At 66.3% G+C, this 25432-nt stretch carries 18 protein-coding genes; 7 read left to right on the plus strand and 11 right to left on the minus strand.

Translation table 11 applies throughout. From position 1 onward, the window contains the following. Positions 1-60: 60 nt before the first annotated feature. From GIB19_RS17585 to GIB19_RS17635, 11 genes are all read right to left on the minus strand, one after another. Positions 61-846 carry an ABC transporter ATP-binding protein gene (locus GIB19_RS17585; RefSeq protein WP_274887352.1) on the minus strand — a complete coding sequence of 262 codons (786 nt, stop codon included), beginning with the start codon at positions 844-846 and terminating at the stop codon, positions 61-63. An 11-nt stretch (positions 847-857) separates the two neighbouring features. Next, positions 858-1613 carry an ABC transporter permease gene (locus GIB19_RS17590; RefSeq protein ID WP_274887354.1) on the minus strand — a complete coding sequence of 252 codons (756 nt, stop codon included), beginning with the start codon at positions 1611-1613 and terminating at the stop codon, positions 858-860. Between the two features lie 10 nt (positions 1614-1623). Continuing rightward, the gene (locus GIB19_RS17595; protein ID WP_099429817.1) at positions 1624-2376 is read right to left on the minus strand and encodes an ABC transporter permease; all 753 of its coding nucleotides are present in this window, start codon (positions 2374-2376) and stop codon (positions 1624-1626) included. 257 nt (positions 2377-2633) lie between these two features. Continuing rightward, positions 2634-5081 (minus strand): TonB-dependent receptor plug domain-containing protein, encoded by a 2448-nt coding sequence (locus tag GIB19_RS17600; protein ID WP_274887356.1) that lies wholly within the window; start codon positions 5079-5081, stop codon positions 2634-2636. A 152-nt stretch (positions 5082-5233) separates the two neighbouring features. Further along, on the minus strand, positions 5234-7477 hold the full coding sequence (locus GIB19_RS17605; protein WP_274887357.1) for a TonB-dependent receptor: 2244 nt from the start codon (positions 7475-7477) through the stop codon (positions 5234-5236). 382 nt (positions 7478-7859) lie between these two features. Beyond that, the gene (locus GIB19_RS17610; RefSeq protein WP_027593764.1) at positions 7860-8918 is read right to left on the minus strand and encodes an ABC transporter substrate-binding protein; all 1059 of its coding nucleotides are present in this window, start codon (positions 8916-8918) and stop codon (positions 7860-7862) included. Further along, a complete protein-coding gene (locus GIB19_RS17615; protein WP_274887358.1) occupies positions 8915-9979 on the minus strand; it encodes an ABC transporter substrate-binding protein in 1065 nt (354 codons plus the stop codon). The genes GIB19_RS17610 and GIB19_RS17615 overlap by 4 nt, the downstream gene beginning before the upstream one ends. 18 nt (positions 9980-9997) lie before the next feature. Then, a complete protein-coding gene (locus GIB19_RS17620) occupies positions 9998-11149 on the minus strand; it encodes an LLM class flavin-dependent oxidoreductase (RefSeq protein ID WP_274887359.1) in 1152 nt (383 codons plus the stop codon). A gap of 450 nt (positions 11150-11599) precedes the next feature. Next, positions 11600-13459 (minus strand): ABC transporter ATP-binding protein, encoded by a 1860-nt coding sequence (locus GIB19_RS17625; RefSeq protein WP_274887360.1) that lies wholly within the window; start codon positions 13457-13459, stop codon positions 11600-11602. Next, positions 13452-15227: an ABC transporter ATP-binding protein gene (locus GIB19_RS17630; protein ID WP_274887361.1), complete on the minus strand. Its 1776-nt coding sequence runs from the start codon at positions 15225-15227 to the stop codon at positions 13452-13454. The genes GIB19_RS17625 and GIB19_RS17630 overlap by 8 nt, the downstream gene beginning before the upstream one ends. 133 nt (positions 15228-15360) lie before the next feature. Further along, complete coding sequence (locus GIB19_RS17635) at positions 15361-16593, minus strand: acyl-CoA dehydrogenase family protein (RefSeq protein ID WP_186678643.1); 1233 nt, start codon at positions 16591-16593, stop codon at positions 15361-15363. A gap of 378 nt (positions 16594-16971) precedes the next feature. Between GIB19_RS17635 and GIB19_RS17640 the strand changes: the two genes are divergently transcribed. The 7 genes from GIB19_RS17640 (at position 16972) to GIB19_RS17670 (ending at position 25406) form a co-directional block, all read left to right on the plus strand. Continuing rightward, positions 16972-18027, plus strand: coding sequence for an ABC transporter substrate-binding protein (locus GIB19_RS17640; RefSeq protein WP_027593758.1), 1056 nt, complete (start codon positions 16972-16974; stop codon positions 18025-18027). A 27-nt stretch (positions 18028-18054) separates the two neighbouring features. Beyond that, positions 18055-18786 (plus strand): class II aldolase/adducin family protein, encoded by a 732-nt coding sequence (locus tag GIB19_RS17645; protein WP_099453605.1) that lies wholly within the window; start codon positions 18055-18057, stop codon positions 18784-18786. 174 nt (positions 18787-18960) lie between these two features. Next, positions 18961-20148, plus strand: a complete 1188-nt coding sequence (locus GIB19_RS17650; RefSeq protein ID WP_274887363.1) for an LLM class flavin-dependent oxidoreductase — start codon at positions 18961-18963, stop codon at positions 20146-20148. A 10-nt stretch (positions 20149-20158) separates the two neighbouring features. Further along, a complete protein-coding gene (locus GIB19_RS17655; protein WP_274887364.1) occupies positions 20159-21733 on the plus strand; it encodes an ABC transporter substrate-binding protein in 1575 nt (524 codons plus the stop codon). Beyond that, a complete protein-coding gene (locus tag GIB19_RS17660) occupies positions 21726-22805 on the plus strand; it encodes an ABC transporter permease (RefSeq protein ID WP_274887365.1) in 1080 nt (359 codons plus the stop codon). Before GIB19_RS17655 ends, GIB19_RS17660 begins: the two co-directional genes overlap by 8 nt. After that, complete coding sequence (locus tag GIB19_RS17665) at positions 22798-23625, plus strand: ABC transporter permease (RefSeq protein WP_274887366.1); 828 nt, start codon at positions 22798-22800, stop codon at positions 23623-23625. Before GIB19_RS17660 ends, GIB19_RS17665 begins: the two co-directional genes overlap by 8 nt. Continuing rightward, positions 23622-25406, plus strand: coding sequence for a dipeptide ABC transporter ATP-binding protein (locus GIB19_RS17670; RefSeq protein WP_274887367.1), 1785 nt, complete (start codon positions 23622-23624; stop codon positions 25404-25406). Before GIB19_RS17665 ends, GIB19_RS17670 begins: the two co-directional genes overlap by 4 nt. Positions 25407-25432 lie beyond the last annotated feature (26 nt).

Here is a 25432-nt window from a genome sequence, read left to right on the forward strand (position 1 = left end):
CGCTTACAGCGGCCACCTTGCGTCGCCTACGATTTCTGAGGCTGGTGTTCCGATCGCAGCTCAATGCCCCACCAGCTCGCCCAGCAACCGCTGTTTGTAAGCGTGCAGCACCGCACTGTCGCGCTCACGCGGGTGCGGCAGGTCGATGTGCAGGTCCTCGCGGATTCTGCCTGGGTGGGCATCCATCACGATCACCCGGTCACCCAGGTACAGCGCCTCCTCGATGTCATGGGTGACCATGATCACGGTGCACCGCTCCTGCACCCAGATGCGCTGCAGCTCTTGCTGCAGCCTCACCCGGGTCAGGGCATCGAGGGCGCCGAGCGGCTCGTCGAGCAGCAGCACCTTGGGTTTGTTCACCAGCGCCCGGGCAATGGCCGCGCGCTGGGCCATGCCGCCGGAGAGCTGGTGCGGGTAGGCGTGTTCGTAACCGCTCAGGCCCACCAGCTCGATGTGCTCAGCCACCAGGCGGTCTTTGTGCGTGGCTGGCATGGCGTGGTTTTTCAGGGCCAGGGCGATGTTCTGCTGCAAGGTCATCCATGGGAACAGGCGGTGGTCCTGGAACACGATGCCGCGTTCCAGGCCCGGCCCGCGCACGGGTTGCTGGTCGAGCAGGATCTGCCCTTGATAGTCCTGGTCGAGGCCGACGATCAGCCGCAGCAGCGTGGACTTGCCACAGCCGCTGGCGCCGACAATGCTGACGAATTCGCCAGGTTGGATGTTCAGCTCGATGTCCTTGAGCACTTGCATCGGCTTGCCCTTGAGGGCGTAGGCCTTGCTCAGGCCACGAAGGGTCAGTGCGCCGTGGGTGGCGGTGGTGGGTAGAGCGTGGGCGATGGCGTTCATGGTCGGGCCTTTCAACGGGTCGGGCGCCAGCGCAGCAGGCGGCGGGAGAGGAGGGTGCAGAGCCAGGACATCAGGTAGCCGCACAGGCCGATGCACAGCACGCAGACCACGATGATCTCCATGCGCGCGCCGGCCTCGGCGGTCATCATCAGGCTGCCGAGGCCGGCACCGGAAGACAGGAACAGCTCGCTGCCGACCGAGGTCACCCAGGCGAATGCCAGTGCCTGCAGCACGCCAGCGGCGATGCCCGGCAAGGCGGCAGGCAGCAGGATCAGGCGCAACTGCTGGGTGCGGCTGAGCATCAGCACGCGGGCGGCTTCACGGTGCTGGGCCTCGACCTGGCGCAGGCTTTCGAAGGTGTTGAGCACCATGGGGTATAAAGCCGCGAGGCTTACGATCAGCAGCTTGGCGCTTTCGCCGTTGCCCAGCCACAGGCCGATCAACGGGATCCAGCCCAGCATCGGCACCTGCCGCAGGGCATGGAACAGCGGCGCGATCAGGCGGTTGGCAGGGGCGGACAGGGCCATCAGCGCGCCCAGCCCGATACCACCGACAATGCCTACCGCCAGGCCGGTGCAGGTACGCACCAGGCTTGCCCACAGGTTGATCAGCAGCTCGCCGCTGCCCAGCAGTTCGACCCATGCCGACCCTACCTGCGCCAGTGGCACGAAGGCGTAGGCGCCGGCGGCGTCCTGGCACGAGGCGTATTCCCAGGCGCCGAGCAGCAGCAATGGCAGCACCAGGCCGCGGGTATTGTGTAGCTTCATTACTGCCTCCTCAGCGGCTTTGCCAGCCAGACAAGCGCCGCTCCACGCGGCGCAGGGCAAAATCCAGGGTGAAGCCGATCACACCGGTGATCACCACCCCGACCATCACGACATCGATGCGCAGCATCTGCCGGCCCATTTCGATCATCTGCCCCAGCCCGCTGTCGGCGGCCAGCAGCTCGCAGGCCACCAGCACCACCCAGGCGCGGGTCAACGCCACGCGCACGCCGGTGACGATCGCGGGCACGGCAGCGGGCAGGGCAATACGGCCGACCAATGTAGTCCAGCGCAGGCGGTACACCGCTGCGACCTCGAAGTGACTGCGCGGGATCGCGCGTACCCCTTCACAGGTGGCCAGGGCCACGGGGAAGAACGCGGTCTTGGCGACGATGACGATCTTGAAGGTTTCATCGACGCCAAACAGCAGCACGAACATCGGGATCAAGGCGATGCTGGGCACCTGGCGAAGCGTGTGGAACAGCGGTGCGCAGTAGGCCTCCACGGTGTTTGACAAGGCCAGCGCCGTGCCGAATGCCAGGCCGCCGAGCGCGCCGCCGACAAAGCCCAGGGCCAGGCGCGAAAGGCTGCCGGAAAGGTGTTCCTGCAGCTCGCCGGTGGCCAGCAGTTCGGTGAAGCTGTGCCAGACCTCCAGCGGTGGCACCAGCAGGTTGGCAGGGAACAGCCCAGCGTTGGCCAGCACGGCCCAGAGTGCGAGCAGGGCTGCAGGTGAGATCAACCAGGAGAGGGGCGAGAGCAAGCGCATGGCGGGCCTTGGGGGAGCAGACGATAGAAAGGGCTATCGCAAGAGCTGTGCCAGGCGCTGAAGGCCCGGAAATACGGGGGATGAGAATGTGGTGGTGCTGGAGCAGCACAGGGCTGCTGCTCCAGCAGCAGGTCGTCAGCACTACGTGTGCTGGCTTCATCGCGGGCAAGCCCGCCACAAGTACGGCGCTAGCTTTGGAGGCTACACAGTTCGGGTGGGAGCGGGCTTGCCCGCGAAGAAGCCAGCGCGGTCGCTGATCAGAAATCGTAACTGACGCTGGTGTAGTAGAACGCCCCCTGCGCCCCCTCGGGGCTGGTGATGGAATACTTCGGCACCCCATACAGCTGCGCGCCTTCGAGCTTGTCCGGGTGGCTGTCGAACAGGTTGATCGCGCCCGCCGACAAGGTCAGGCCCAGGTCGAAGCGGTACGACACATCCAGGTCGGTCACCCACTGCGCCGCAAACGTCTGGTCCAGCGCCGGGTTGGCGGCGTTGCGGCTCTGCCATTCGCCATAACGGCGCTGGGCCACGGTGACGCTCCAGCCGTCATACAGCCAGTTGGCGCTCAAGGTCAGTTTGTCCTTGGGCGTACCGTCCTCGATCAGGCCTTGGGTGTTGCGGCCGATGATCTGGTTGCCGGGGATGCTGCCCACGTCGTCCAGCCCGGTGATACGGGTGTTGTTGCGCGCATAGCCGCCGTTGAAGTCCAGCCGGCCCCAACCGTCCAGCTCGAGCTGGTAGTGGCCGGCCAGCTCGAAGCCATCGGTGCGGGTGTCGGCGATGTTGGTGTAGAACGCCGCACTCTGGATATTGGCGTAGGGCGTGCCGGCGAAAATCGGCGTGACTACTGACGACGGCAACTGGTCGGACAAGGTGATGCGGTTGTCGATGTCGATGCGGTAGGCATCCAGCGTCACCGAGGCATTGGGCAGCGGCCGCCAGACCAGGCCCACGGAGAAGTTGGTCGACTCTTCGGGCTTGAGCGACTTGCCACCCAGCAGCGCCGCTTCCGGGCTGTCGGCCCGCAGGGTGCGCTGTTGCACCTCGACCCAGTTGCCACTGCCCGGCGGTTGCTCCACCACCTGCACGCTGAACGAGGACAACCCGCTCTGCACCAGTGAAGGCGCGCGGTAGCCGGTGCTGGCGCTGGCCCGGGCGGCGATTTCGGGGGTGAAGTCATAGCGCAGCGACAGTTTGCCGTTGGTAGTGTCGCCAAAGTCCGAGTAGTGCTCGCTACGCACCGCCACGCCGGCCTGGAATTTTTCGGTGAGCTGGGCTTCGACATCCAAGTAGGCGCCGATCACCCGGCGGTCGAGCGACACCGCATCGACCTGGGTGATGCCCGAGTAATAACCGGGAATACGCCGGCCAGAAACCGGGTCGACGGTGTTGAACAGCGGCCCGTTGGACCAGCCGGCGGCGTCACCCTCGGTCAGGTCGAAGTTCTCCTGGCGCCAGGCCAGCCCTGCCGAAACGGTCAGTGGCTTGAACAGCCAGTCGTTGGCGAAGTCGCGTGTCCAGTCCAGGGTCAGGTTGGTCTGGTCGGCTTCGCGCCGGCCGGTGTAGAGGGTCGAGGGGCTGGCAGTGCCCCAGCTGGGGTTGATGGCGTCGCGGTCGGTGGAGTCGACGCGGTTGTTGCCGTAGTTCAGCGCCAGGTCAAAGTTGCCCAGTGCTTCATTCTCCAGGCGCAGGCCACTGGTGACGGCGAAGTCTTCCAGGCCATAGCGGGTGACTGGCAAGCGGCCGTCGGGGTAGCGCGCCAGCGCCACGCTGCCGTAGTTGTTGCGCAGGGTGGTGGGCGGATCGAAAAAGTTCTCGGCGTCGGTGTTCTTGTGCGCGTAGGTGGCGAAGCCATAAGCGCTCAGGCCCTCGCTCAGGCCCATCTCGGCGTTGGCGGTGAAGTTGTACTGGTCCGAGACGTTGCCCGAGCCCCAGCGCCAGTTGCGGTAGCGGTTGTTCTGCTCACGCGGGGTGTCGATGCTGGTCGAACCGGGGTAGAACAGGCGGTTGTCGTCGCGCGTGTCGCTGGCCGGGTCCTGGCTGCCAGCGTCGAAGGCCAGGGTAAGGAAGCCGTCGTTGGGCAGGGTAAAGCCTTTCCAGCCGCTGAGCTTGCGTTGCAGGCCATCGCCTTTCTTGTAGCCGCCGAAGCGGTAGCCGGCGTTGCCGCCGTCGTCGCGTTCCTTGAGGACGATGTTGATCACCCCGGCGATGGCGTCCGAACCGTACTGGGCGGCGGCGCCATCGCGCAGGATCTCTACCCGCTCGATGGCCGACAGTGGGATCAGGCTGAGGTCCACCGCCGCCGCGCCACGGGCGTTGACCAAGCCTTGGCGGGTAACGTTGGCGCTGGTGTGGCGGCGCTTGCCGTTGACCAGCACCAGCACCTGGTCGGAAGCCAGGCCGCGCAGCGAGGCGCCCTGGGCGATGGAGCCGGCAAAGGCGCCTTGTGGCGATTGCGGGAAGCTGAACGACGGTGACAAAGCCGTGAGCGCGGCGGACAGGTCGCTGGCGCCGGTTTCCTGCAGTTTTTCGCCACTCAGGACGTCGACGGGCGCAGCGCTTTGCAGGGCGGTGACGTCGCTGCGGTGGGTGCCGACCACGACCACGGTGTCGAGGTTGGTGGCGGGTTCGGCGGCGAATGCGGGCACGGCAAGGCTGCCGATGGCCAGGGCGATGGCGCTGGCCAAGGGGGTGTGGTGGGGCATGTGGGATGTCCTTTTAGAAGGCGTGAGTGCCTTGGGGCTGCTGCGCAGCCCATCGCGACGCAAGGCCGCTCCTACACACAACGGTCGCGCGCTCCTGTAGGAGCGGCCTTGCGTCGCGATGGGTCGCGCAGCGGCCCCAAAGGCAGAAAAAATCAGAAGCGACTGGTGACACTCAGCCCGACCGTGCGTGGGTCGCCATAGGTGATCACGTACTGCCCGGCAGTCCCGTTAGGCCGGCCATGCACCTGGTAGCGGCGGTCGGTGAGGTTGTTGACGAAGCCGGTCACGCTCAGCTTGTCGTCGGGGCTGAACCAGGTCAGGCGGGCGTTGGCCAGGGTGTAGTGGGGCTGGCTGAGGGTTTCGTCAGCGCTGCTCTGGCGGTCGGCAAGGAAGTATTCCTTGTCGCGGAAACTCACGTCGCCGCCGGCCACCAGCTTGCCGCCGACCTGCAACGGAAAGGTGTAGTCGGCACCCAGCGACACCACGTTGCGCGGCGAGCGCACGAAGCTGTTGCCGCTGTAGTCGCCGGTCACCGCGCCAGTGGTGGGGTTGGTGTTCTTGAAGTCGGTGTATTCGGTGTCGAGGAAGGACAGCGCCGCACGCACGTGCAGGCGGTCGGTCGGCTGGCCTTCGATCTCCAGCTCCGCCCCTTTTACCTTGCCCTTGGCGCCGTTGGTCAAGGCGGTGGTGAGCACGCCGTTGTTGACCGTCAGCAGGTTTACCTGAATGTCCTTGTAGTCGTAGTAGAAGACGTTGGCGTTAACCGTCAGGCGGCGGTCGAACCACTCGGATTTCAGGCCCAACTCGTAGGCATCCAGCTCTTCCGGGTCTACCGTGGTCAGCTGTGCAAGGCTGGTCGATAGCCCGGTGTTGAAGCCACCAGAGCGGAAGCCATGGGCATAGCGGAAGAACACCCGCAGGTTGTCGTTGATGCGGTACTCGGGGGTCAGGTCGTAAGTCCAGGCTTCCCAAGTCTTGTCTTCCTGACGATTGCCGTTGGTGCCCACGCCAGCCAGCGGGATCAGCGGGCCGTTGGCGGTGGCGCGGGTCAACTGGGTCAGGTCCAGGTCGATGTCTTTTTTCTCCTGGGTCCAGCGCAGGCCACCCGTCACACTGAAGTCATCGGTGAAGTCGTAGGTGAGGTTGCCAAACAGCGCGTAGCTGTCGGTGCGGTGGTCATAGCCCAGGTCGCGGAACGCGGTGGTGCCGACCTGGTTAGAGCCGGTGCCGTTGGGTGTCGGGCCCGGGGTGACGATGCGCTGGGCTGCGCTGTCGAGGTCTTCATGGAAGTAGTGCGCGCCCGCCAGCCAGTGCAGCGGGCGGTCTTCCGGCGATGCCAGGCGCAGCTCCTGCGACCACTGGCGGTAGCTGTTGTCGGTGATCGACGCGCCGTTGACCTCGTACGGGGTGTAGTCGGCGTCGCTGGTCGAGCGGTTGCGGATGTAGTCGTAGGCGCTGATCGAGGTCAGGGTGTAGTCGCCCAGGTACCAGTTGAAGGTCAGCGACGCGCCGTCGTGGTCGAGGCGGTAGTCCTCGTTGACGTTGAGCGAAATGTCGCGGCCATTGGGGCGCTCGTAACCGACGTTGTAATAGCGGCCCACCGGCAGCGCGCCGTTGCTGCCATCGCCCTTGAACTGGCGACTGTGCAGCTTCAGCAAGGCGTCCAAATCGGGGTTGAGCTGGGCGAGGAACTGCAGGCGGATGGCTTTTTTGTTGACGTCGCCATAGGTGTTGCCGTCGAAGTCGTTGTGCTGGAAGCCATCGCGCTCTTCGGAGTACAGCGACACCCGGCCGGCCAGTTTTTCGTCCACCAGCGCGCCGCCGATGGCACCGGTGAGGATCCGTTCGTTCTTGCTGCCGACGCCGACCGTGCCGTAGCCGTCGGTGTCGAAGGTCGGCTTCTTCGAGATCACGTTGACCGCGCCCGCCGTGGTGTTCTTGCCATACAGGGTGCCCTGCGGCCCGCGCAGGATCTCGATGCGTTCGAGGTCGAACAGCGGGCCGCCGCCGGCGATCGGTGCGTTGAGGTAGACGTCGTCGGCGTAGATGCCCACTGGGTAGACCGTCGCGGCGCCGGTGTCACCAGTGCCCAGGCCACGGATGTACCAGCGCGGCCGGCCATCGCCGTCGGGGTTCTTGGCCGAGGCGTTGGGCACGAAGGTGGTGATGTCGCCCATCGAGCGCACGCCGTCTGCAGTGATGCTGGTGCCCTTGATCGCCGACACGGCGACCGGGACTTCCTGCAGGGTCTGTTCGCGGTGCTGGGCCGTGACGGTGACGGTTTCCAGGGCGGGCTCGGTCTTGGCATCTTCGTTGGCGGCGACGGCCTGGCCGCCGGTGCCGGCCAGCAGCAGCGCGAGGCTGATCTGGCGGGCCAGTGGGTGGAGCTGGTGCATGGTGAATCTCCCCGTATGTAAAGCGTTGTCGGGGAGAGCTAGAGCAGGGACTGTGCCATGTTTGTAAGATGTTGAATTATATGAATTTAATTGGATTTTTAGGGGGCTGTTGCCGGTAGGGCAGCAGTGGGGTGCTTGGCGGGTGCTGCTGGGGCAGCAGCGTTTGGTTGAGCGTGTTGGGGCCGCGTTGCGGCCCTATCGCCGGCAAGCCGGCTCCCACCCGAACTGTGTAGCCTCCAAGGCTAGCGCCGCACCTGTGGGAGCAACTGTCTTTGAGGATTTTTTTGAAGTTGCTCCCACAGATACGCCGCAGGCCAGGAAGCTGCGGTGAACCTGTGGGAGCGGGCTTGTCCCGCGAAGGGGGCGCATAGCGCCCCCAGGGTCACACAGCCAACCGCGAAGTCGAGCCGATCACACGCTCCAGCACGCTGAAGTCGATCCACTCCCGCACATCGAACCGGCGCGGTATGAACCCCCACCTGAACAGGAACTCGGTAAAGTCCTGCAACGCATCGATCGAGCGGCTGTCCAGGGTCGTGCGCAAGCGCCGGTGGGCATCGTCGCCATAAGCCGCCGCCACCCAGTACTCGCTGGTGTTCAGCTCACGGGCAAGGAAGCGCCGGGTCTCTTCCGGGTTGGCCCACGCCCATTGCTCGGTGCGCAACACCGTGTCGACCAGTGTACGGCTGGCATCGAAGTGCTCTTCCAGCAAATGCCGGTCCACGGTCAAGGTGCGCGGTGTGCCGTTGTTGCTGCGGATCAGCGGGTCGGGGTGGCTGCCGGTATCGACGACTACACGCAGGCCAAACTCGTGGGCCAGATGCACCGCATGGGCGCCCTTGAGGAAGATCGCGTCGATGTCGCCGCGCAGCAGGCCGATCAGTTCGTTGTTGCGGCGGCTGAAACGGCTGGTGTCCAGGCTCACTTCGGCGCCATACAGGTGCTGCTTGGCGTCGTCGCTGTAGGTACCGCCGTAGGGGTAGTCGACCAGTTCGACATCCGCCACGCTCAAGCCTTCGAGCTTCAGCGCGTTTTCCAGCCCGCGCAGGGCCTGGGCGCGGGTGAAGTCGATCTGCACATTGGCCCACTTGGGCAAGCCGAAGCGGCGGTTTTTCAGGTCGCGGATACTGCGCACACCGCTTTCTTCGGTGGTCAGGATCAGTTGCACTTCATCGCTCCACGACAACCCCAGCACGCGGGTCTCGACACCACTGGCGTAGGCCCAGATTGCCGGGATGTTGCCGCCGTGGCGCACTGAGTTCTGCAGGTGGTGGTCGTAGTGGGCTTCGCGCACTTCCCGTTCGCTGGATTCGCGCAACGACTGGATGTTAGTGCCGAACGGCGCAAAGGCCTCGGCCAGGCGCCCGGATTGCACGGCAATGCCGAGGCCGGTGGGCACAGGGCTGTGGGTGTACCAGAGCGTTTCCAATGGCTTGGTCATGGGGTAACGGGCTTCCTGTCCAGGGGAGTGGGGGCCAGCAAGTGGTCCAGGGGTTGGCGGGCGATCCAGTCACGTACCTCGAACCGGTTGGGGATGAAGCGCCAGCGTTTGAGAAATTCGACAAAATCCTGCAGGGCGTCGATGGCCTGGTCATCCAGGCGGGTGCTTAGGCGCAGGTGGGCATCGGCGCCGTACGCGACCGTGACCCAGTATTCGCTGCTGTTGGTTTCCCGGGCCAGGTAGCGGCGCGTTTCGTCCGGGTGCTGATGGGCCCAGCGTTCGGCGCGCAGTACGGACGAGAGCAGGGTGCGCACCACCTGCGGGTGTTGCGCCAACAGGTGGCTGTCCACGGCGAGGGTGCGCGGCGTGCCGTTGTTGCTGCGGATCAACGGGTCGGGGTGGCTGCCGGTGTCTATGACCGTGTGCAGGGCAAAGGCATGGGCCAGTTGCACGGCGCTCGCGCCCTTGAGAAAGATCGCATCGACCTCGCCGCGCAACAGCCCGGCCAACTCCAGGTTGCGGCCTTCGCTTTGCGTGCTGGACACCGGTGTGCCCGCCACATTGCGCACCGGGCGGTCGCTGAAGGTGCCGTCGTAGCGGTAGTTGACCAGCGCTACGTCGCCCACTTGCAGGCCTTCGAGTTTAAGGGCGTTTTCCAGCCCGCGCAGGGCTTGCGCGCGGGTGAAGTCGATTTGCGCCGAGGCCCAGTCGGGTAGGCCGAAGCGGCGGCCCTTGAGGTCCTTGACCGTGTGGATGCCGCTGTCCGGGCGGGTCAGGATCAACTGCGCTTCATCGGCCCAGGACAGGCCGATCACACGGGTTTCGCGGCCTTGCGCGCGGGCCCAGATGGCCGGGATGCTGCCGCCGTGGCGGACCGAGTTGAGCAGGCTGTGGTCGAAGTGCGATTCGCGCACGGCCTGCTGGTCGGCTTCGCGCAGGGATTGTACCTGGGTGCCCAGATTGGCCAGGTCATCCTGCAGCCAGCCTTGCTGCACGGCGATGCCCAGGCCAGTGGGGACTGGACAGCGGGTGTACCAAAGGGTATCGAGGGGTGTGCTCATGTTCCGGCTCCGTCGGGTTCAGGCGCTGGCCTTCAAGGGGGTGGTGGCGGCAGCCTGTTGCACCAGGGGCAGCACTTCCTGGCCGATGCGCAAGGCTTCTTCCAGGTGCGGGTTGCTGGCCAGAATGAACGTGCTGAAACCCGCATCACGGTATTCGGCCAGGCGCTCGGCGATGTTCTGGTGGCTGCCCACCAAGCCCACGGTCGGGCCGGGCTTGGCCTTGGCGAAGCCGGCCCACAGGTTGCGCGCCAGGATCAGTTCGTCGAAGCCTTGCAAGCCCTGGTGATAGGCTGCCTGGCGAGCGCCGCCGACCGAGTCGGAGCCGGTCACGAAGCCCTTGGCCGAGGCGCTGGCCTTGCCTTCCAGGCGCTCGAACTGCTGGCGCAATTCCCGCCAGGCCTGCTCCTCGGTCTCACGGGCGAACAGGTCGACGCGCAGGCCGAAGCGCACGGTGCGCCCTTGTTTGTCGGCCAGTTCCCTGACCCGCTCGATGTGCGGTTTGAGCGTGTCGATCGGCTCGGCCCAGTTGAGGTACACATCGGCGTGGCGCGCCGCCACGTCCAGCGCTGCATCGGAAAACCCGGAGAAGTACACGCCCGGTTTGCGCTCGTGTTGCAGGCCGGGTGGCAGGCTGCCGTTTTCCAGGCGATAGATGTCGCCGTCGTAGGAAAATTTGTCCTGCGCCCACAGGCCCTGGATCACGTCAAGGAACTCACCGGTGCGCTTGTAGCGCAGGTCATGTTCGAGGAAGTCGCCGTTGGCCCGCTGGCTGGCCGGGTTGCCGCCGGTGATGATGTTCCAGTCCAGCCTGCCGCCGCTGAGGTTCTGCAGGATCGCGGCCTGCTGGGCGGCATAGGCGGGCAAGGTCCAGGTGGCCTGGAACGCGATCAGAAAGCGTATGCGGCGGGTTTCGCGGGCCAGCGCTGCGGCAGCGATCCACGGCTCGGGGCCGGTGGGCAGCAAGGCACCCTCGAAACCTGCCAGCTCGGCGGCCTTGGCCACCTGGGCGATGTAGTCGATGTAGGTAAAGCCGTCGCTTTCGCCGTTGGGCAGGCGACCGGGGGCGATGTTGCCGGGGCGGTGCTGCGGGTTGCCACGGTTGTGGCGGTCGGTGGACAACTGCGGGCCATCGGTGCCCAAGGGCAGGCGCCAGAAAAATTCGGTGGTCATGGGGGCTCCTGAAGGGAGGTTGTGCGGATGGGGAGGGTGGTGCAACGGCTGTGCCATGCGTGGCGGCGGGCTTGCGTGGCGGGGGTTTGTGGGTCAGCAGAGGGGTGGGGTGCTGCTGTGGCAGCAACCGGGAAGCAGTGGATGCTGGGAGAGCAGCATGGGGGCTGAGGGGGGCAGGGCTTGAGTTTTGCGGTGCCTGGGAGATCGAGCGCCGCCCGCGCGGCGCATCGCGAGCAACGCTCGCTCCTACGTTTGTTTCGGGCCAATCATTCCTGGGGCAAACGCGCGCGACCGCCTTGGCGCATGGCTCGGTATTGCGTCGAACAAACAAGGCGTTCGCGCGCGCCTGTCACAGGCGTTATTGGCCGAAAACAGACGTAGGAGCGAGCGTTGCTCGCGATGCGCCGCGCGGGCGGCGCTCGATCTCCCAGGCGCCGCACCTCCCAAACCTTACACCTGGCACGACTCGCCCCTCTCGGCCACAACCTCCCCGGCACTGCGTAGGTAGGCCTCATACAACGCCGCATAAGCCCCACCCCGGTCAATCAGCTCGGCATGCGCCCCTTGCTCCACCACCTGCCCATGGCGGACCACGGCGATGCGGTCGGCATCGCGGATGGTCGCCAGGCGGTGGGCGATGATGATCGCCGTGCGCCCTTGGCACAGCCGCCGCAAGGCCTGCTGGATACGCCGCTCGGTGTGCACATCCACCGCCGAGGTGGCCTCGTCGAGCACCAGTACCGCCGGGTCGGCCAGGTAGGCGCGCACCAGGCACACCAGTTGCCGTTGGCCATGGCTCAGGTGCGCGCCCAGGGGCCCGACTTCGGTGTGGTAGCGCTGCGGCAGGCGTTCGAGCACTTCGTCTGCCCCCAGTTCGCGGGCGGCTGCCACCAGGCGTGCATCGTCGGCACCAGGTGCTGCCAGGCGCAGGTTGTCGAGGATGCTGCCGCTGAACAGCACGTTGTCCTGCAGCACCACGCCGACGTTGCGCCGCAGGTCACGCTGGGCCAGTTCGCGCAGGTCGATGCCGTCCAGTTTCACGGCGCCGCGTTGCACTTCGTAGAAACGCGTCAGCAACTGCACCAAGGTACTTTTGCCATGCCCGGACGGGCCGACGATGGCCAACACTTCACCGGCGCGGATGTGCAGGTCGAGGCCATCGATCACCGGGCGCGGGCCGTTCGGGGTGTAGGCGAAGCCCACCTGTTCGAAGTCCACCTGGCCGCGTGCCCTGGCCAGCGGGCGGGGTGATTGCGGGTCGAGTACCTGTGGGCGGGTGTCGAGCAGCAGGAAGATCCGCTGCGCCGACGCACTGCCGGTGGCATAGCGCTCGAACAGGTCCGACAGCTCCTGCAGTGGCCCCAGGAACAGGAACACGTAGAACAGGCTCTCGGCCACCTGGCCGACAGTGACCTTGCCTTCGGCCAGGCCTTGGGCGCCTACCAGCAGCAATACGGCCATGCCTGCCGTGCTCAACAGTGCCGTGAACGGCGCGAACCAGCCGGCACGCAGGCTGCCGCGGATCAGGGCTTGGTTGAAATCTTCCAGCAGGCGCCGGTAGCGCGCCTGGTTTTTTTGCTCTTGGCCACATTGCTGAATCAAGCGCACGCCGCTTACGCTCTCGACCAGGTGCGCGGTGAAGCGGCTGCGCTGTTCGGCAACCTTGGCCCAGTTGCGTTGCGACACCCGTTTGAAGCGCCAGGTGGCCAACGCCAGCAGTGGCACCGTGGCGGCCAGGCTGTAGAAGAAGCTCGGCTCGATGCGCCACAGCATCACCGCCGCCAGGCCGCAGCGCAGCAGGGCGCCGAGCAGCTCTGGCGGGCCTTGCACCAACAACGGTTCGAGCGCATCGACATCACGGTCAACGCGGGAAATGATGCGCCCGGCGCGGGTCTGGTCGAAGTAGCTCACCGACAGCGCCTGCACGTGGGCAAACACCTTCACCCGCAGGTCGTTGAGCACGCGGATCGCCGCCCGCCCGGCAATGAACTGCGACACGCCTGCCAGCAGGAAACGCCCCAGCCAGCTGGCCGCCAGGCCCAGGCCCAGCCACAGCACCAGGCGTTCGTCCAGCAACCAGTGATCGGCGCTGGCCACCAACCCCTTGTCGAGCAGCTCGCGGACGAACCAGGGCCGCAGGAACACGGTGAACACCAGCAGCAGTTCGATGCCGATCACCGCCAGAATCTGCCGGCGAATGGGCCGCAGCAGCGGCAACAGGCGGTGGAACATGCCACGGTCCAGGGCCTGGCGTGCCAGGTGCTGCTCGATCTCGATATCGCTGGGGGCCTTGTTGGGTGCATTACTCATGGTCGATCCCCAGCAGGTCGCGGTAGTGGGCATTGTTCGCGCTCAGCTCGGCATGGGTGCCACTGGCGCTGATGCGGCCGTTTTCCAGCATCAGTACCCGGTCGGCCAACAGCAGGGTCGAAAGGCGGCTTGTGATCAGCAGCAAAGTCGGCCCCTGGCCCGTGTCGCCGCGCAGGCGGCGGATGTTGTGCAGCACCTGGCGCTCACCCAGGGCATCCAGGGCGCTGGTGGCGTCGTCCAGGCACAGGATGTCCGGCGCGCCGAGCAGTGCGCGGGCCAGGCACAGGCGCTGGCGCTGGCCGCCGGAGAGGGTCACGCCACGGTCGCCCAGTGGCGTGTCGAGGCCATGGGGCAAGCGTTCGAGTACATCGTCTGCCGCCGCCAGGCGCAGCCCTTCGCGCAATTCAGCGGTGCTGGCATTGGCTGCCGCCAGGCGCAGGTTGGCCGCCAGGCTGTCAGAGAACAGGAAGCTTTCTTGCGGCAACACCTGGACGCGTCGGCGCAGGTCGGCCAGGTCGAGCGCGCGCACATCCTGCCAGCCCACGGCGTCACTGCCGACCAGCACGGCGCCGCCTTGCACGTCGGCCAGGCGCGGCAGCAGGCTGGCCAGCAGGCTCTTGCCGGTGCCCGTGGCGCCGACCAGTGCCACCACCTCGCCGGGCTGCAGGGTCAGCGAGCAGTCCTGCAAAATGGCGCGCTCGCCCGTAGGGGCGCTGACGCGCACCTGGGCCAGTTTCAGGCCCAATGGCCCAGGGGGCAGGGTCGCCTGGCCGCCAAGGATCGCCGGTTGCTCGTCCAGCAGTTGCCAGATGCGCTCGGCACTGGCGCGGGCATCGGCGAAGGTCTGCATGACCCGGCCGATGCCTTCGATACGGAACACCAGCGTGGTGGCCACCAGCAGCGAAGTGACCAGCTCGCCGATGCCCAGCGCGCCCGCCGCCACGCGATGGGCGCCGTACACCAGGATCCACACATGCCCCAGCGCCACCACCGCCTGTGGCAGCGGGATGCGTGAGCTGGCATAGGCCAGGGCCGCGCGTGCGTGGCCGGTGAACGCGCCAACCTGGTGGGCGAACCGCTCGATGCGCTGGCCCTCCAGGCCGAACGCCTTGATCACGCGCACGCCACCGATGCCTTCTGCCAAGTCCTGGCTGACCTGGTCGTAGGCAGCGCCCACGGCGCGATCGAGCGTAACCAGGCGATCGGTCTGCACGACGAACAGCCACAGCCCGGCCCCGGTCAACAGCAGCGGCACCAGGCCGAGCAGTGGGTCATACCAGCTCAGCAGCCCCACGGCGGCCATCACCACCAACGGCGTTTCGATGATCTGTCGCCAGAAGGTGATCAGCGCATCGCGCACCTTGTCGGCGTCGCGGGTGGTGCGGGTCACCAGTTCACCCATGCCGTGGCGCCAGTGGTAGCCCAGGTGCAGGCGCTGGACCTGCGTGAGGATGCGTTCGCGCAGGCGCGTCAGCAGCGCCTGGCTAAGCACCAGCGACAGCACCGCGGCGGCGTATTGCAGCACACCACGGCCCAGGGCGATGGCCAGCAGCAGCCATAGCCAGTGCCAGGCCACGGCGGCATCCAGGCCGCCCTCGGGCAGGCGCACCACGGCGCGGCCAGCGCTGACATCGTCGACCGCGTGGCCGATCAGCCATTGCTGCCAGACCAGGCCAAGGTTGCCGGCGATGTACAAGGCGGTCACGAGGGCGAAGCGCCAGGGCATTTCACGGTAGATGGCCAGGGCGCGAAGAAGAGGGTGGTTCATGTAGAGGCTCGGTACTGGGGCTGCTACGCAGCCCATCGCAGGCAAGCCAGCTCCCACAGGTACGGTGGCGTGGCTTGGTGTGTGGGCGCTGGCTTGCCTGCGATGGGCCGCGCAGCGGCCCCCAGGGTTAGGTTCAACGGCGCGTTGCGCCCTGGGTTTCCTTGGCATTGAGCACGGCGGTGTACTCCCCTGGGTCGGCGCCATTGAGGTAGTAGTTGCCGACGTTGTGCAGCCGCCAGCGAATGGGGTCGTGGGTGGTGTGCACCCGGGCGTTGCGCCAGAAGCGGTCGAGGTTCCACTTGCTCAACGAGGCACTAGCCCCAAGCAGAGAAAACAGGTCGCTGGAGATCTTCAGTGACGCCGCATCGGAGTGGGCGCGGGCAGTGGCCACCGAGAGAATCAGTTCATCCTGCAGGGCTTTGTCCTCCGGGTCGCGCTCATGCGCGTCGAACACCCGTGCGGCATCGCGCAGTACCGACTCGGCACCGCGCAGCGCCACGGCGTACTCGCCAATCTGGCGAATCACGTGCGGCTCGTCACTGGCGCGGTCCACGCCACTTTCCACCCAGGCCCGGGCATGCTCGCGCAGGTAGTCGACGCCTGCCTGCAGCGCGCCGGCGGCGATGCCGGTGTCGATGGCGGCATGAAGAATCTGCGGGAAGGTCAGCCCTGTGCGCTTCATCGGGCCGGTGCGCCGCGACAGGTAACGCTCGTCGAGCACGATCTCGTCGAAGTTGACCGTGCCGCTCACCGAGTTCTGCTGGCCGAAGGCCTGCCAGTCATCGACCAGGGTCAGCCCAGGGGTGTCGCGGTGCAGCAGCACACCGACGCCGCCGTCTTCGCTGGCGGCCGTCAGCGAGATCCAGTCGGCCAGGTACGAGCCGGTGGAGTAGAACTTGCTGCCATTGAGCACCAGCTTGCCATCGGCGCGGCGCTCGACCCGGGTTTTCAGGGCGAACTTGTTCTTGCCGCCCACCTCGGCCAAGGCATTGCCGAAACGCTTGCCGGCCAGTACGTCGGCGATCAGGCGGTCGCGCACGTCGTCGGCATAGCTGGTGAAGATGCCGCGCAGCATCACGTTGTGGATCTGCAGCAGTTGGCCGACACCGCCGTCGGCGGTGGAGATCAGGCGCACGGTTTCGACGATGGTCTGCACCGAGGCGCCAAGGCCGCCGAATTCGGCCGGTACGGCGATGGCGGTGAGACCGCTGCTGGACAGCAGGTCGGCCTGGCGGCGCGGCAGCTGGCCGTTGTTGCTGGGGTCGGCGGCGAGCACGGCGATTTGCGCGGCGACCTCGCGGGCGGCGGCGATGGCTTCGGCTTCGCTGGTCAGGCGGTGGATAGGGCTGGGTTCGATGGCGCTCATGGGTCGTCTCGCAAGGGTCTTCAAGGGCCAGTGCGCCTGCTTCGCGGGCAAGCCCGCTCCTACAGGTGAGGTGCCGGTTTCAAGGGCAATGACAATCCTGTGGGAGCGGGCTTGCCCGCGAATGGCTGCACCGCGGTCCCATAGCCTTGAGCAAGTTCTTTGCCATGACTCACCAGGCCCCGTGTTGCTTGGCTTCGGGCCGCGCCTGCTGCCCCAGCAACAGCCCGCCTGCTGATCTGGCAGCACCCCGCCCGCAATCCTGCTCCGTGCCCAGCACCCAACGCCTGTAAACGACACTCAAGTCCCTGTAAATCAAGGCCTCCAGCGGTTGGCACGCACGCTGCAATAGCGCTTTCACGACGCCCAAGGAGCCACCCCATGACACGCGCTACTGCCGCAACGCAAACCGACGACCCCACTGCCCTGGACCGCATCTGGTTTACCCGCTGCCCGGTGCCCACCGCTTCGGGCATCGCCTATAAGCTGGGTTGGCTGGACGAAGAATTCGCCCGCGACGGCCTGCCGGTATCGACCCTGCAGGAAACCCGTCAGCTCGGCCATCACCACTACGATCACCAGCTCCCGGGGCTGTTTCGCGAAGGCGGCAACGTGCCGGCCTTGGCCGCCCGTGCAGCAGGCTCACCGAGCCGGCTGATCGGCCTGACCTGGATCGAGGAATGGCAGACCATCCTGGTCCGCCCGGACTCAGGCATCCGCAACGCCGCCGACCTGCGCGGCAAGCGCCTGGCACTGCCGGCCTGGGCTGACAGCCGCCCCGGTAGCATCGCCCGGGCCATGAGCCTGCACGGCTACAAAGGCGCCCTGGCCTCGGCCGGCCTGCACCTGGACGACGTGCAACTGGTGGAAGTGGCGCTGCTCGACCAGGCCAGCGCCGCCACCCCGCAGCTGGGCCTGCAGCGCCTGTGGTCGGGCCTGGATTACCTGGCGCGCGGCGAGGTCGATGCCGTCTACGTCAAGGGCGCGGCCGCTGCCGATGCGGCGCGTCGCCTGGGCCTGGTGGTGGGCGTCGATCTCGACCTGCTAGCCGACCCGCGCCACCGCATCAACAACGGCACGCCAAGGCCGATCACCGTGCACCAGAGCCTGCTCGACAACCACTTCGAGCTGGTTGCGCGCTTCCTGGCCCAGACCCTGCGCGCAGCCGAATGGGCGGCCGGCAACCGCGATGCGCTCAACAGCTTCCTCGAGGACGAGACCCGCGCCGGCAGCCAAGGTGTTGCCGAAGCCTATCGCGGCGCGTTCCACACCACCTTGGCGCCGGACCTGTCCGAGCAACGCCTGGCGTTTCTGGGCACGCAAAAGGACTTTCTCTACCTGCATGGCTTCCTCGAAGCCGACTTCAGCATCGCCGACTGGGTCGACCCACGGCCCCTGCAGGCTGCCCATGAACTGCTGGCCCAGCGCCGCGCCTGACTTTGCATCCGCCTCCGGAGATTGAACATGACCGTACTGATCAACGAACGCCCCGTCACTGCCGAACTGCAAGCTTTCATCGACCAGGTGGTCGCCGAAGCCGAAGCGGCGTTTACCGTATTCCGCGAGACCAACACCATCACCGCCAATGGCACTGTCGGCTTCATCGAGCGTGTGCCCGGTGAAGACCTGCTGGTGTCCGTCAACTACGGCGGCCCGTGGAACCACCGCAAACCGCTGCAGGCGACCGTGACCGACTTCTCCGGCAACGTGATCGTCGGCAAGGGTAAAGGCGGGCTGGGGCGCTACACCAAACTGTTCCAGACCCACGCCGACATCACCACGATCTCGCATGTGCACAGCCCGTACCTCGGCGCCTGGGCCCAGACCCACCGTACCTTGCCGTTCCACTATGTGCCGGTGCAGCGCTATCAGCTGGCGCGGGAGCTACCGGTGTACATCGACCGGCGCCAGGCCGAGGTGGACTTCATCCTCGACAAGATCGCCGAAAACCCGTTCAACCTGGCCATTCTCGAAGCCAATGGCGGCTCCACGGTGTGGGGTAAGCAGGGGCTGCGTGCGACGGCCGAGTTCATCCTGCTGTTGGAAGAAGGCGCGCAGATTCAGCTGCTGGCCGATGCGCTGGGCGGTTCGCGGCCGTACGGGCCAGGGGTGCTGACGCAGCAGTGGAAGATGAGTGGGTTGTACGAGCGCGCTACCGAGCTGGGGCTGGTGCCGGGTATCGATCGGCGCAGCTGATTCGCAGTTCCAAGCCCACCACGCCCTCCTTTGTAGGAGCAGCCTTGTGCTGCGAAGAGGCCGGCCCGCCAGATGCAGTTGCTGCGCCTGGACTGGCCTCTTCGCAGCACAAGGCTGCTCCTACAGGGGGACGAGTGACAGTTTGGTATTTCACTCCAAGCAAGGACCACTCCCATGGCAGTAAAAATCCTCTGGTACCTCACCACCCCCGACGGCCCCTATCCCTGGGAGCCCGAAGGCCGCTGGAAAACCGACTTCGAGCACCTCAAGCAACTGGCCATCGCCGCCGATCGCCTGGGCTTCTACGGCTCGCTGCTCGGCTCCAGCCCCAACGAAAGCCTTGCGGTATCGGCCGCGCTGATCGACGCCACGTCACGCCTGCGCTTTCTGGTCGCGCAACACCCAGGCGAGCTGTCACCTGCGGTGTTGGCCAAGTGGGCACTGACCTTCGACCAGTTTTCCAACGGCCGCTTGCTGTTCAATGTGGTCAACGGCAACGACGCCGGCTTGGCCACGCTGGGCGTGCATTACCCACACGATGAACGTTACGACTTCAGCCTGGAGTACTGGCGCGCGTTCCAGGGCTTTTACGCGGGTGAAACGGCAGGCTACGACGGCCGTTACGTCAAGCTCTCGCCACGCTCACCTGCGGCTGCCAGCCACCCCTTGGGCGGTTGGCACCCACCCAAGCAAAAGCCTGGCATCCCGCTGTGGGGCGCGGGCACATCGGCGCCAGGCGTGGCCCATTCGGTGCAGTTACTCGACGTCTACCTGAGCTTTGCCGATACCCCGCAAAAGCTCGGCGACAAGTTCCGCAGGGTGGCCGCCGAGGCAGCAAAAATCGGCCGCGAGCTGACCTACGGCACACGCCTGCAAGTCATCGTGCGCGAGACCGAAGAAGAAGCCTGGGCGCATGCCGAACGCCTGCTGCAGCGCACCTCGCTGACCACCGCCCGCGCGGCCATCGAGCGTCAATTGCCGGCAGGGCAGACCCTGGACACCTACGTTAGCGACGACCCGCGCATTCAGCGCAACCTCGACAGCATTCGCGCCGGGCGCCTGCCCACTGCCCGCGAGCTGGAGATCTACCCCAACGTCTGGCTGGGCCCCAGCCTGTTCGGCTTCAACATCCTTGGCCCGGCTGCGGGTACCTACCTGGTCGGCAGCGCCGAACAGGTGGCCGAGCGCATCCGCGAGTACGAAGCCCAAGGCACGTCGGCGTTCATCCTGTCGGGCTTCCCGCTGATCGACGAAGCCCACCGGGTGGCCGACCTGCTGTTCCCACTGCTCGACCTGGACCACGGGTTCGAGGTGCCGCGCCTGAGCGCCCGCACTAAGCCGACCGTGGCCCAACCGGCGTAAGGAGAGGGTGATGAGTGAGTTTTCGCGCCGGGTGTTTCTCGGCAACAGCCTGGCCGTCGGGGGCGGCCTGCTGCTCGGTGGCGGGCTGCTCGGCGGCTGCGATGGTGGCGCGCCCGCTGCCACGGCTGGCGGTATCGCATTACCCGCCACGCCGGTGCGCGGTGGGCGGTTGCGCGTGGGCATCATCGACGGAGACCAGGCGGGCAACCTCGATGCGCACAAGCCGGTGGGCGGCGGCATCATCCGCGGCTGGGCGCTGTACGCCAAGTTCTGGGAATGGAACCCGGATGTCAGCACACGGCTGGCCTTGGCCGAGTTCGCCGAGCCGAATGCCGATGCCAGCGCCTGGACCATCCGCCTCAAGCCGGGGCTGGAATTTCACCACGGCAAAAGCATCACCGCCGACGACATGCTGTTCTCGATCCTGCGTTTGACCGACCCGCAGTTGGCCTCGCCGTTTGCCGGGCTGGTCGGCGCCATCGACCGCCAGGCGCTGCGCAAGCTGGATGCGCGTACGATCGAGATCCGCTTCAAGCAGGGGCAAAGCTTCTATCCCTTGGATGAAACGCTGATCAGTTTCGGCGGCATCGTGCCGACCGATTATCATCCGTTGACCAACCCGGTCGGCGCCGGGCCCTACAAGCTCAAAAGCTTCATCCCTGGCCAACGCTCGCTCTACACCCGCTTCGAAAACTACTACAAACCCAACCGTCCTTATGCGGATGAGCTGGAGATCATCGAATTCAAGGACCAGGTCTCGCGTGCGGCGGCCTTGCGCGCAGGGCAGATCGACGTGGCCAGCGGGGTGCAGGCCGAGCACAGTGCCTTGCTCAAGGCTGACCCGCGCCTGCGCCTGTACGCCTCGCCCAGCACCTCGTTTACCGGTTTCAACCTGAACCTGGCCAAGGCGCCATTCCAGGACGTACGTGTGCGCCAGGCGTTCCGCCTGCTCGCCGACCGGCAAGAGCTGGTGGCGCGTGGGCTCAATGGTTTCGGCCGTATCGCCAACGACCTGTATTCGCCACACGACCCGACCTACAACCACACGATCGCCCAGCGCCCGTACGACCTTGATCAGGCCCGTTCACTGCTGCGCCAGGCCGGGCAGGACGACTTGCGTGTCGAGTTGACCACCCCACCAGGCCCAGGGGTGAACGCGGCGTTGGTGTTTGCCCAGCAGGCGCAGAAGGCGGGAGTGCAGGTCAAGGTCAACCAGGTCGACGGCTCGGTGTTCAATGGCCCACAGCGCGAGCAGTGGCAGCTGTCGCCGGGTTCGACGCCGGCCCGCGGTTTCCTCGCCTCGGCGCTGCACAACGATGCGCCGCAAGCCATCTACAACCGCAGCAATTTTCACGACCCACGGTTTACCGAACTGTACGGCCAGGCGCTGGCGCAGCCCGACCTGGAGCGGCGCAAGGCCTTGGTGCATGAAGCCCAGGTAATCCAGCACGAACGTGGCGGGCTGTTGATCTGGGGCTTCTCGGACGTGCTTGATGCAGCGTCCGCCAAGGTCGGCGGGCTCGCCCCCGAACAGACCACCTTCGCCTCCTGGCGCTTCGACGAACTCTGGTTGAACCATGCCTGATCACGCTCACCGTTCCCCACGTACGCCGGCCTGGCTGGCCTGGTTCATTGGCCGTCTGGGCTACGGCCTGCTGACCGCCTGGGTCATCAGCCTGGTGGTGTTCATCGCCACCCAGGCGCTGCCCTCGGACCCGGCGCGGGTCATCCTTGGCCCCGATGCGCCACTGGACAGCATCGTGACCTTGCAGCGCCAGCTGGGCCTCGACCAGCCGATCCTGGTGCAGTACCTGCGTTGGTTGGGGGCGGCATTGTGCGGTGACTTGGGCATCTCGCTGGACTCGCAGGTGCCGGTGGCACAGCTGCTGTTCGGGCGGCTCGGCCACACCCTGGCCTTGCTGGCCGGCGTGCTGGCGCTGGTGGTGCCACTGGCGCTGACCCTGGGCGTGAGCCTGGCGCTGCGCCGTGACCGGCCGCTGGACCGCTGGGGGTTGTCGGCCTTGATCCTGTTGAAGGCCACGCCGAGCTTTCTGTTGGCCATCGGCCTGGTGCTGTTGTTTTCCATGCCCGGCATGGGCTGGCTGCCGGCGGTGTCGATCCTCGACCCGCAATTGCCCTTGTGGCGGCAGTTGCCATCGTTGGTGCTGCCGGTGGTTGCCCTGAGCCTGTCGGCGCTGCCGTACCTGACACGGATGGTCCGCGCCTCGATGATCGAGGCGCTGGAGTCCGACTACGTGGTGGCCGCACGCTTGCGCGGTATACCGGAGCGGCGCATCGTCTGGCGCCATACTTTGCCCAACGCCCTGACCCCGGCCATCCAGGGCGTGGCGCTGACCTTGCGCACGCTGGTCGGCGGCGCGCTGTTGGCCGAAGTGATCTTCAGCTACCCCGGCATCGGCACGGCCCTCAATGCGGCGATCCAAATGCGCGACCTGCCGATGATCCAGGGCGTGGTGCTGGTCATCACCCTGGCTGTGGTGCTGATCAACCTGTTGGCCGACCTGCTGACTGTCCTGCTCACCCCCAAGCTGCGCACCGCGCGCCGGGTCAAGCTGATCCGCCGTAACCGGCGCGGCATTCGCCCGTGGTGGCGACGCGCACGCCGTACACCTGCCCAGGAGGCAACCCATGACTGAGACCCGCTGGCTGGCCGACCCGCAGGTGCGGCGCGGCGCCGTGATTACCGCGCTGGTGATGTTGCTGGCGCTGCTGGGCCCTTGGCTTGCGCCGCATGCGCCGACGGCCATGGTCGGGCCGGTGTATGGGCCGCCGAATGCCGATGCGCCGCTGGGGCATGATTTTCTTGGCCACGACCTGTTGTCTCGCTTGCTCAGCGGGGGCGTGTCGGTGCTGTGGATGTCGGTGGCGGCGGCCACCCTCGCGCTGGTGGTCGGCGGCAGCCTTGGGTTGTTGGCCGGTTTTTCGCGCCGCCGCCTGGACCAGGCGATCAGTTGGGCGGCGGATGTCTCGCTGGCTTTTCCGGACCTGATCCTGGTGCTGCTGATCGTTTCGATGCTCGGCCGTGCGCCGTGGTTGATCGTGTTGACCGTGGCCATCGCGTTTACCCCAGGGGTCGTGCGCCTGGCGCGTGGCAGCGCTGTGGCGGTGGCGGGCCAGGAGTTCGTCGAGGCGGCGCAGATGATGGGCTACTCACGTTGGCGCATCCTGTTCAGCGAAATCCTGCCGAACATCCTGACGCCGCTGCTGGTGCATTTCGGCAACATGCTGACCTGGGCGGTGGGCATGCTCTCGGGCTTGAGCTTCCTGGGTTATGGCGTAGCGCCGCCGGCGGCGGACTGGGGGCTGATGATCAACGAAAACCAGGCCGGCCTGCTGGTGCAGCCCTGGGCAGTATTGGCACCGGCGCTGCTGATTGCCGTGTTCGCCTATGGCACCAACATTCTGGCGGAAGGTATCGGCCGGGTCAGTGCACGTATTGGGGAGAAACAGCCATGACGGCGGCGTTGAAAGTCGACAGCGACGTGTTGCGAGTCAGCGACCTGCGGGTGGAACTGGCGGGGCAGGTCGATGTGCTGGCCGATGTCTCGTTCAGCCTGTCGGCGGGAGAGATCGTGGGGTTGGTGGGCGAGTCCGGTTCGGGCAAGACCACCCTGGCCACGGCCTTGCTGTGCCATGCGCGGCAAGGTGCGCGGATTACCGGCGGGCGCATTGCGGTGGCGGGGCAGGCGGTGCTGGAGCTTGAGGGCGAAGCCTTGCGCCTGGCGCGGGGCGGGTTGGTTGGCTACGTCGCCCAAGACCCGGCCACAGCGCTGAACCCGGCTCTGCGCATAGGCGCCTTGTTGCGTGAAACCGTGTTGGCGCATCAGCCCAAGCTGACTGCAGATGCATTGCAGCAACGCATCAATGAGACCCTGGTGGATGTCGGCCTGCCAGACGACCCAGCCTTTCTGCGGCGTTTTCCTCATCAGTTGTCCGGGGGGCAGCAACAGCGGGTGATGCTGGCACTGGCGTTTGTTCTGCGGCCGAAACTGATCGTGCTCGACGAGCCGACCACGGCGCTCGATGTGACCACCCAGGCGCATGTGCTGGAAACCCTCAAGCGCCTGTGCCGGGGGCACGGTGTGGCGGCGTTGTACGTGACGCACGACCTGGCCGTGGTGCGCGACCTGGTTGACCGGGTGATGGTGATGTATGCCGGGCGGCTGGTGGAAGTGGCGGGGCGCGAAACCTTGTTCAAAGCACCGGCACACCCTTATACCCGTGCCTTGCTCGCGGCCATTCCTGATATTGCCCGACGCCAGCCGCTGCAAGCCATTGGCGGCCATGCGCCGGCGCCGGGGCAGCGGCCTGCGGGCTGCGCGTTTGCCCCTCGTTGTGCCAGGCGACGTGCCGAATGTGCGGTGATCGAGCCTTCGCTGCTGGCGTTCGAGGGCGGTCAGCAAGTCGCTTGCCTGGCGCCCTACCGTGAGCCGCTGCCCCTCGGCGAGCAGGGTGTCGAGGTAGCAGCGGCGCCTAGTGCAGAGGTGTTGCTGGAGGTGCAGGGGCTGGATGTGGCTTACGACCGCCAAGTGCTGTTCGATGTTTCACTGCAGGTAGCGCAAGGCGAATGCCTGGCGCTGGTGGGCGAGTCCGGTTCGGGCAAGACCAGCCTGGCCAGGGCCATCGCGGGGTTAGGCGAGAACGTTCAGGGGCAACTGCGTTACGGCGGCGAGCCGCTGGCGTTCACCGCGCGTCAACGGGATGCGCGGCTGCGTCACCAGATCCAGTACGTGTTCCAGAACCCCTACCGGGCGTTGAACCCTCGGCAGACGATCGCGCAGACCCTCAGCGCGCCCCTGGCGCATTTCTTCGCTGTACGTGGCGATGAGGCGCGTCATCGGGTCGAAGCGGTACTGGCGCGGGTGTCGCTGCCGGCGCGTGTGGCCGATCTGTATCCGCACAGCCTGTCAGGGGGAGAACGGCAGCGCGTGGCGATTGCCCGGGCGTTGATCTGTGAGCCACGGCTGTTGGTTTGCGACGAAATTACCTCGGCGCTGGATGTGTCGGTGCAGGCGTCGATCCTGGCATTGCTGCGGCGTTTGCAGCGTGAAGGGCTGACCGTGTTGTTCGTCACCCATGACTTGGACGTGGTGCGGGCGATAGCCGACCGGGTGTTGGTGTTGCGCCAGGGCAGGGTGGTGGAAGAGGGGTCGGCTGAGCAGGTGCTTGGGCGGCCGGTTGATGGCTATACCCGGACCTTGGTGGAACATTCGCCTCGGTTGCAGGTGGGCGTCTAGGTGCACGGCTTTGGGTGGGGCGGCGC

This window comes from Pseudomonas sp. ITEM 17296 (assembly GCF_028895205.1).
GTDB classification, from domain to species: domain Bacteria; phylum Pseudomonadota; class Gammaproteobacteria; order Pseudomonadales; family Pseudomonadaceae; genus Aquipseudomonas; species Aquipseudomonas kermanshahensis.